General features: G+C 67.5%; 7 protein-coding genes. 6 read left to right on the top strand and 1 reads right to left on the bottom strand.

Features of this window, described 5'->3' with window-relative positions:
• Positions 1-493 precede the first annotated feature (493 nt).
• Positions 494-1,120, top strand: coding sequence for a coenzyme F420-0:L-glutamate ligase (locus tag IRZ18_07970; protein MBX5477040.1), 627 nt, complete (start codon positions 494-496; stop codon positions 1,118-1,120).
• Positions 1,121-1,174: 54 nt separating this feature from the next.
• Here IRZ18_07970 and IRZ18_07975 read toward each other — a convergent pair whose 3' ends face one another.
• Entirely contained in the window at positions 1,175-2,524 is a 1,350-nt protein-coding gene (locus IRZ18_07975; GenBank protein MBX5477041.1) for a M23 family metallopeptidase, read from the bottom strand.
• A 327-nt stretch (positions 2,525-2,851) separates the two neighbouring features.
• Between IRZ18_07975 and IRZ18_07980 the strand changes: the two genes are divergently transcribed.
• The 5 genes from IRZ18_07980 (at position 2,852) to IRZ18_08000 (ending at position 5,697) form a co-directional block, all read left to right on the top strand.
• Positions 2,852-3,493: a TlpA family protein disulfide reductase gene (locus IRZ18_07980; GenBank protein ID MBX5477042.1), complete on the top strand. Its 642-nt coding sequence runs from the start codon at positions 2,852-2,854 to the stop codon at positions 3,491-3,493.
• Positions 3,490-4,011, top strand: coding sequence for a hypothetical protein (locus IRZ18_07985; GenBank protein ID MBX5477043.1), 522 nt, complete (start codon positions 3,490-3,492; stop codon positions 4,009-4,011). Before IRZ18_07980 ends, IRZ18_07985 begins: the two co-directional genes overlap by 4 nt.
• 128 nt (positions 4,012-4,139) lie before the next feature.
• Positions 4,140-4,343, top strand: a complete 204-nt coding sequence (locus IRZ18_07990; protein ID MBX5477044.1) for a CDGSH iron-sulfur domain-containing protein — start codon at positions 4,140-4,142, stop codon at positions 4,341-4,343.
• 255 nt (positions 4,344-4,598) lie between these two features.
• Complete coding sequence (locus tag IRZ18_07995; GenBank protein ID MBX5477045.1) at positions 4,599-4,748, top strand: hypothetical protein; 150 nt, start codon at positions 4,599-4,601, stop codon at positions 4,746-4,748.
• 10 nt (positions 4,749-4,758) lie between these two features.
• Positions 4,759-5,697 carry a hypothetical protein gene (locus IRZ18_08000; GenBank protein MBX5477046.1) on the top strand — a complete coding sequence of 313 codons (939 nt, stop codon included), beginning with the start codon at positions 4,759-4,761 and terminating at the stop codon, positions 5,695-5,697.
• The last annotated feature ends 85 nt before the right edge of the window (positions 5,698-5,782 follow it).

Here is a 5,782-nt window from a genome sequence, read left to right on the forward strand (position 1 = left end):
CGCCGGGGGCGCGAGGGCCAGCGCCAGCGCCAGGGCGAGCGCGGCGCCGGCGGCCAGGGTGCGCGCGGCGCGGCGCGGGCGCGCGGGCATCGGGGCGGGCGGCTGCAGCGGCAGTGCCGTTCGCGCCGTCGCCATGGGCCATCCTCCTTTCATCGCGGCGTGGAAACCGTGCTCATTCCAGCGTGGCATCCGCGCACATCATCGCAATGCTTATGTAAACTTCCTCGCACCAGAGTATCACGTCCGGCGCGTCGAGCGTCTTCCGCATCGTGGATCTGATGGAAGCGGCATGATAAAACGGAAGTGCCGCGTATGAACAACTTGGTGCGTGGCATCCTGAGATGAGAAAGCGGAGGAAGCCGGCGTGAACGACACCTCACATCCCGCGACGCTGAACGAGGACGACCGCTTGGCGGAAGCCCGGGCCGCAGCCCTGGGCAGCGTCGTCGCCGACACGACGATCGACGTGGACGGGCAACTCTGGCGCCGGCTCATGATCAAGACGCACGTGATCATGCCCGGCGAGGACATCGTCGACGTCGTCGCCCGCTATGCCTCGCCGCACCTGCAGGATGGCGACATCGTGTTCATCAGCGAGAAGGCGACCGCGGCGAGCCAGGGCCGCGCGGTGCCCATCGACGAGATCCAGCCGCGGCCGCTCGCCCGCTTCCTCGCCAGCCGCGTCCGCAAGGTGCCGTACGGGTTCGGCCTCGGAAAACCGGAGACCATGGAAATGGCCCTGCGGGAGGCGGGCACGCTGCGCATTCTGGTCGCGGCCGGGGTGCACGTGATCTCCCGGATGCTCGGTCGGTCCGGCGACTTCTACCGGGTTGCCGGCCGGCGCGTGGCGGCCATCGACGGTCCGACAACCTGGGCGCAGCCGCCGTACAACCGCTGCGTGACGCTCGCGCCGCTCAACCCGGACGGCGTCGCGCAGGCGATCGCCGACCGCCTCCAACGGAACACCGGCGCCGCGATCGTCGACGTCAACGACATCGGCAGCGAGGTCCTCGGCGCGTCGCGCAACGTCCGGCGCGACCTCGTGCGCAGGGCGTTACGCGACAACCCTCTCGGTCAGGGAGCCTTCCAGACGCCCCTCGGCCTTCTTCGCTCCGTCTGACGGAGCGTCGCCGGAACGAGGCTCGGAGACGGGGCCCGTCTCGGCGCAAGCGGCTCAGCGCAAGTAGCGGGTGGGATTGACGGGCGTGCCGTTCACGCGGACTTCGAAGTGCAGGTGCGGCCCGGTGGCGTTGCCGGTCATCCCGGACAGCCCGATGACCTGGCCGCGCTTCACCTCTTGGCCGGGCTTCACGCGGATGCTGGAGAGGTGCCCGTACAAGGTGACGAGCCCATTGCCGTGGGCGATCATCACCCGCTTGCCGTAGCCCGACTCCCAGCCGGCCGCGATGACCGTGCCGCTGTCGGCGGCGTACACCGGCGTACCGATGGGCACGCCGATGTCCATGCCGGGGTGAAGCGAACCCCAGCGCGTGCCGAACGGCGAGGTGACCACGCCGCCGTGCGTGGGCCAGACGAACGCCCCGGTGCCGGAGGCGACGGGCACGGCCTTGCTGCCGACGGCGACGACCGCCTTCACGGGCTGCTTCAGGACGGTCGTCGACACGACGTCCGTGCTGACGATCCGACCGGCTTCCCTGACGATTTCCGTCGTGACTTCCTTCAATCCGGGCTGGCCGGCCTGGCGCGTGACCCGCTGCCACGGATACAGGTCCGGATCCTTCACGGTCTGGGTGGTGTACGGGATCGACAGCTTCTGGACGTGAACCTCCGTGTCGCGGAACGTGATGTACGGCTCCGGCACGACCAGGCTGACCTTCTGCCCCACCTGCAGCAGCGTCGGCTGCAGACCCGGGTTGGCGGCGAGGATCTGGTCCGGGCTGAGATTGTGCTCCTGCGCGATCTCCCAGAGCGTCTCGCCCTTCGCCACGGTGTGCTCGTCCTGCTTGTCCGTCCCGCGCTCAAGCAAGGCGACGGCCTCGTCCAGGTCGACCACCACGGTGTCGGGATCGGTCGCCCGCAGCTTGATCTCAATCTTCTGCAAAGGCTCGATCGACTTCACGGTGACGCCGTCCCGATCCGCGCCGATCCACGCGAGGTAGTCCTCACGCACCTTCCGAATCGCCGCTTCCGCCGTCCTGCGGTCCGGCAGGGTGAGAACCCGCTTGCCGTCGATGATCAGGTCCGCCGCCTGCAGCTGGAAGGTCAGCCGGCCAGAGAGACGGGTCGCCATCTCATCCGCATCCAGCGTCCTGGCCGGCCACAGGCTGTGGAAGGGTCGGGTCCGGACGGACTCCACGAGCACGACGCGATCGGGATTGAAGCCCCGGCGCTTCGCCTCGGTTTCGATGGCCTGCGACACGACCGCCGGGTTCGCGACGACGCCCACGTCCGCGCCGTCGACCGTGACGCGGTAGGCCACGTGGCGGGCGTACGCCCACGCGCCACCGGACACGGCGAGCGCAAGGCACAAGAAAAGGGCGCCGGCGAGAAGCCTGCGTCGCACGAACAGAAAGGAAACCTCCCGAAGCGATTTCGGTGTGGCTTGGATCCCTATTCCCCCCGCGCCAGGCCCGTTCCTGCCTGTTGGTCCCATCTTGCGCAAACCATTTTCAGTCTATGCTGGACAACCCAGGCGATCCAACCTTTGCCATAGCCGGGCGGCGGCGGGACTGTATTCTACCTGTGGGGCGCAGGAATCGCAAACCCGGTCCACGTATGGAAACGCGGAGGCCGCGCAGCCCGGGGGGCCCGCAGCGCCTGGCGGCGCGAGGCAGCCGAGGGGCCGCCCGTCAACGAAACCGCAAACATCCGAAGAAGGGCGATGAACACCGTGAGCAACGTCAAGAAACGCCGCCAGGCGGACCAGGCGCGCCAGCGCCGGACGCGGATCCTGCTGACCGTCGTCGTGCTGGCGCTGGCGGCGGCCGCGCTGCTCGTCGTCGCGCTGCCCAAGAAGTCGTCCCCGTTCGGACGCGACGTCCTGTTCGAGCTGCCGGACGCTCACGGCCAGACGACCGCCGTCCGCAACGACGGCCGTCCGGTCGTCCTGGAGCTGTTCGCCACCTGGTGCCCGTACTGCGCGTACGAGTCCAAGTACGACCTGCCCGCGATCCGGAGTTTCGTCGAAGGCCAGGGCGCGCGCTTCATCGCCGTCAACGCGACGCCGTACGTCGGCGTGGCCGAGGCCGGCCCGGAAGGCCACCCTGAGCAGGGCCAGGAGGGTTCGCGGGAGCCGGCGGCGTCGGCGAAGGACATCCAGGCGGCCGTCCAGCAGTACGCCGAGCGGTTCGGCTACGACGGCCCGCTCTACTACGACCCCGACATGAAGCTGGCCACCCGGCTCGGGCTGGAGGCCTATCCCACGTTCGTCCTGTTGGACGGCAGGGGGAACGTGCTCGCCAAGCACGAGGGCCTGATCAGCGCGAGGGATTTCGAGTCATGGTACCGCCAGGCGATGGGAGACAGCCGATGACGTCCGCGTCCGGACGCGGGCGGACCGTGCGGCCGCTCGGCGACCGCGCGCCGTGGCTCGCCGGTGCGGCGAGCATCGTCACGGCGGGCATCTACGGCTATTCGGCCTGGACGAAGTGGGCCTATCCGGACGCCTTCCGCCGCGCCCTGGCCGGCTACGGCCTGTCGGATCCGGCCGTGACTCTCACGGCGCCCGTCGTTCCGGTGGCGGAATTCGCCCTGGCCGTCGCGCTTCTTCTGCTTCTCGTGTGGCAGGCGTGGAGCTGGCTTGAGGTGGGCCTGTGGGTGGCCACGGTGGGCTTTCTCGCCTTCACCGCGCTGATGTCCTGGGCGCTGGCCAACGGGCTGGGCCAGTCGGGCTGCGGGTGTTTCGCCAGCGCCGAACCGCTCAATCCGTGGGACATCGCGCGCGACCTCGCCTTCGGCGCCATCGCGGCGTCTGGAGCGTTCCTGTGCCGCGTCGTGCGGAACCACACGCCGAGCAGCACGCCCGATGATTCGCCCGAATCGGAGTCGTGATCGCACCCTGGACGCTTCGAGCGCCGGCCCGCCAGCCAGCGCCGCGCCGGCGCATAGCGTTGACAGCGTCCGGGCAATACTATACGAATGCGAGTAACCACATTTCGCCTGACAGGAGGTCGTTCGACGTGAGCGACGGCGTCGTCCAGATCCAGCCGAGCAAGAACGGCCCGTATCTCGTCACGGGTCCCATCCGCCTGGTCAACAGCGAGGGCAAGGAGATTCCCATTCCGGAAAAGGCGCATGTCGTGGCGCTGTGCCGGTGCGGCGGCTCCCACAACAAGCCCTTCTGCGACGGGACGCACAAGAAGATCGGCTTCCAGGCAGACTGACGCACGACGCGGTCGCCGTCTTTGTCCCACGTCCGCCCGGAGCTCCATACCATAAGACGGGCCCCCGGATCACGCCCTCCCTCCTTGGCTGGGAGCACACGGGGCATCGGCCATCCAGGTCCGCGGGGCCCGATTCATCATTTATGCACTTGCAGGCGCTCCCTGAATGACCGCGCCCGATCGGACGCGGTGTCCACCTTCCAGTAGGTTTTCATGCCCTGGTTGCGGATCCGCGCCCGGCGCGGAACCTGAAGCATGAACATTCTCATCGCCGTCAACGCCATCGGCAAGGTTGCGATGGAGACCAGCAATTCTCAGGAACCCCATGTGTCCCGCTGGCGTCATAATGGCTTGGATCCCACGTTCGCCGTCCGCCCCATCAAGGAACGCGAGCGGTCAACATGAGGTGATGACGTTGAGAAAGACGCTGTCGACGGCGCTCGTCGTGCTGATGGGCGTCACTTTGATGGCCTGCGCCGGCGGGGGCAACGGACCCCGCCCGGGCGACACCGGCCAAAGTCCCGCGATATCGGAGAATTCTGAAGAGGCGGACGCGCAAGCGGTCAGGACCCTGGTCGAGGGCTTCGGCCAGCAGCTCCAAAACGTGTCGCTCCTCGCTCCCGAAGACGTCGTGAGCAAGGCCATGGAAGAAAACTACAGCGAGTTCGTGTCGCCCGAGCTCCTCGCGGAATGGCAGCGCGATCCCGCGAAGGCTCCAGGAAGGCTGACGTCCAGCCCGTGGCCGGATCGGATCGAGATCAAGTCCATCGAGAAGCGGTCCGAGTCGTCGTACGAGGTGAAGGGCGACGTCATCGAGGTGACGAGCGTGGAAAAGGCGAACGGAGGGGTCGCCGCCAGGCGCCCGATCACGCTTGTGGCCACAAAGGCCGACGAGGGCTGGCGCATCGACGCCGTCACGCTCGGGACGTACGAGGATGCGAACGCGATCGTGTACAAGAACACGGAGTACGGCTTCACGTTCACCCTGCCGGAGAGCTGGAAGGGCTACTCCATCGTGACTGGCCAGTGGGAAGGCGCGGCGGTGGACGGGCAGGACGCGGGCAAGATCGTCGAAACGGGTCCGATGATCTCCATCCGGCATCCGCAATGGACGGCTGAACACCCGCGCCAGGACATCCCGATCATGATCTTCACGCTCGCGCAGTGGGACGCTCTTCAGCAGGGCAAATTCCACATCGGCGCGGCGCCGATCAACCCGTCGGAGCTCGGCCGCAACGACCAGTACGTGTTCGCGCTTCCGGCGCGCTACAACTACTCGTTCCCGACGGGATACGAGGAAGTCGAGCAGATCTTGGAAGGGCACCCTCTTCAGGCAGTCGACACGAGGCCTTAGGACAACGCGCGTCGGGGGGCCCGCGGGGCCCCCCCCCCCCAACAAAAAAAAAAAAAAAATATAAAAAAAAGACACATCGCAAAGA

The organism is Clostridia bacterium, assembly GCA_019683875.1.
Classification (GTDB): domain Bacteria; phylum Bacillota; class Sulfobacillia; order RBS10-35; family Bu92; genus Bu92.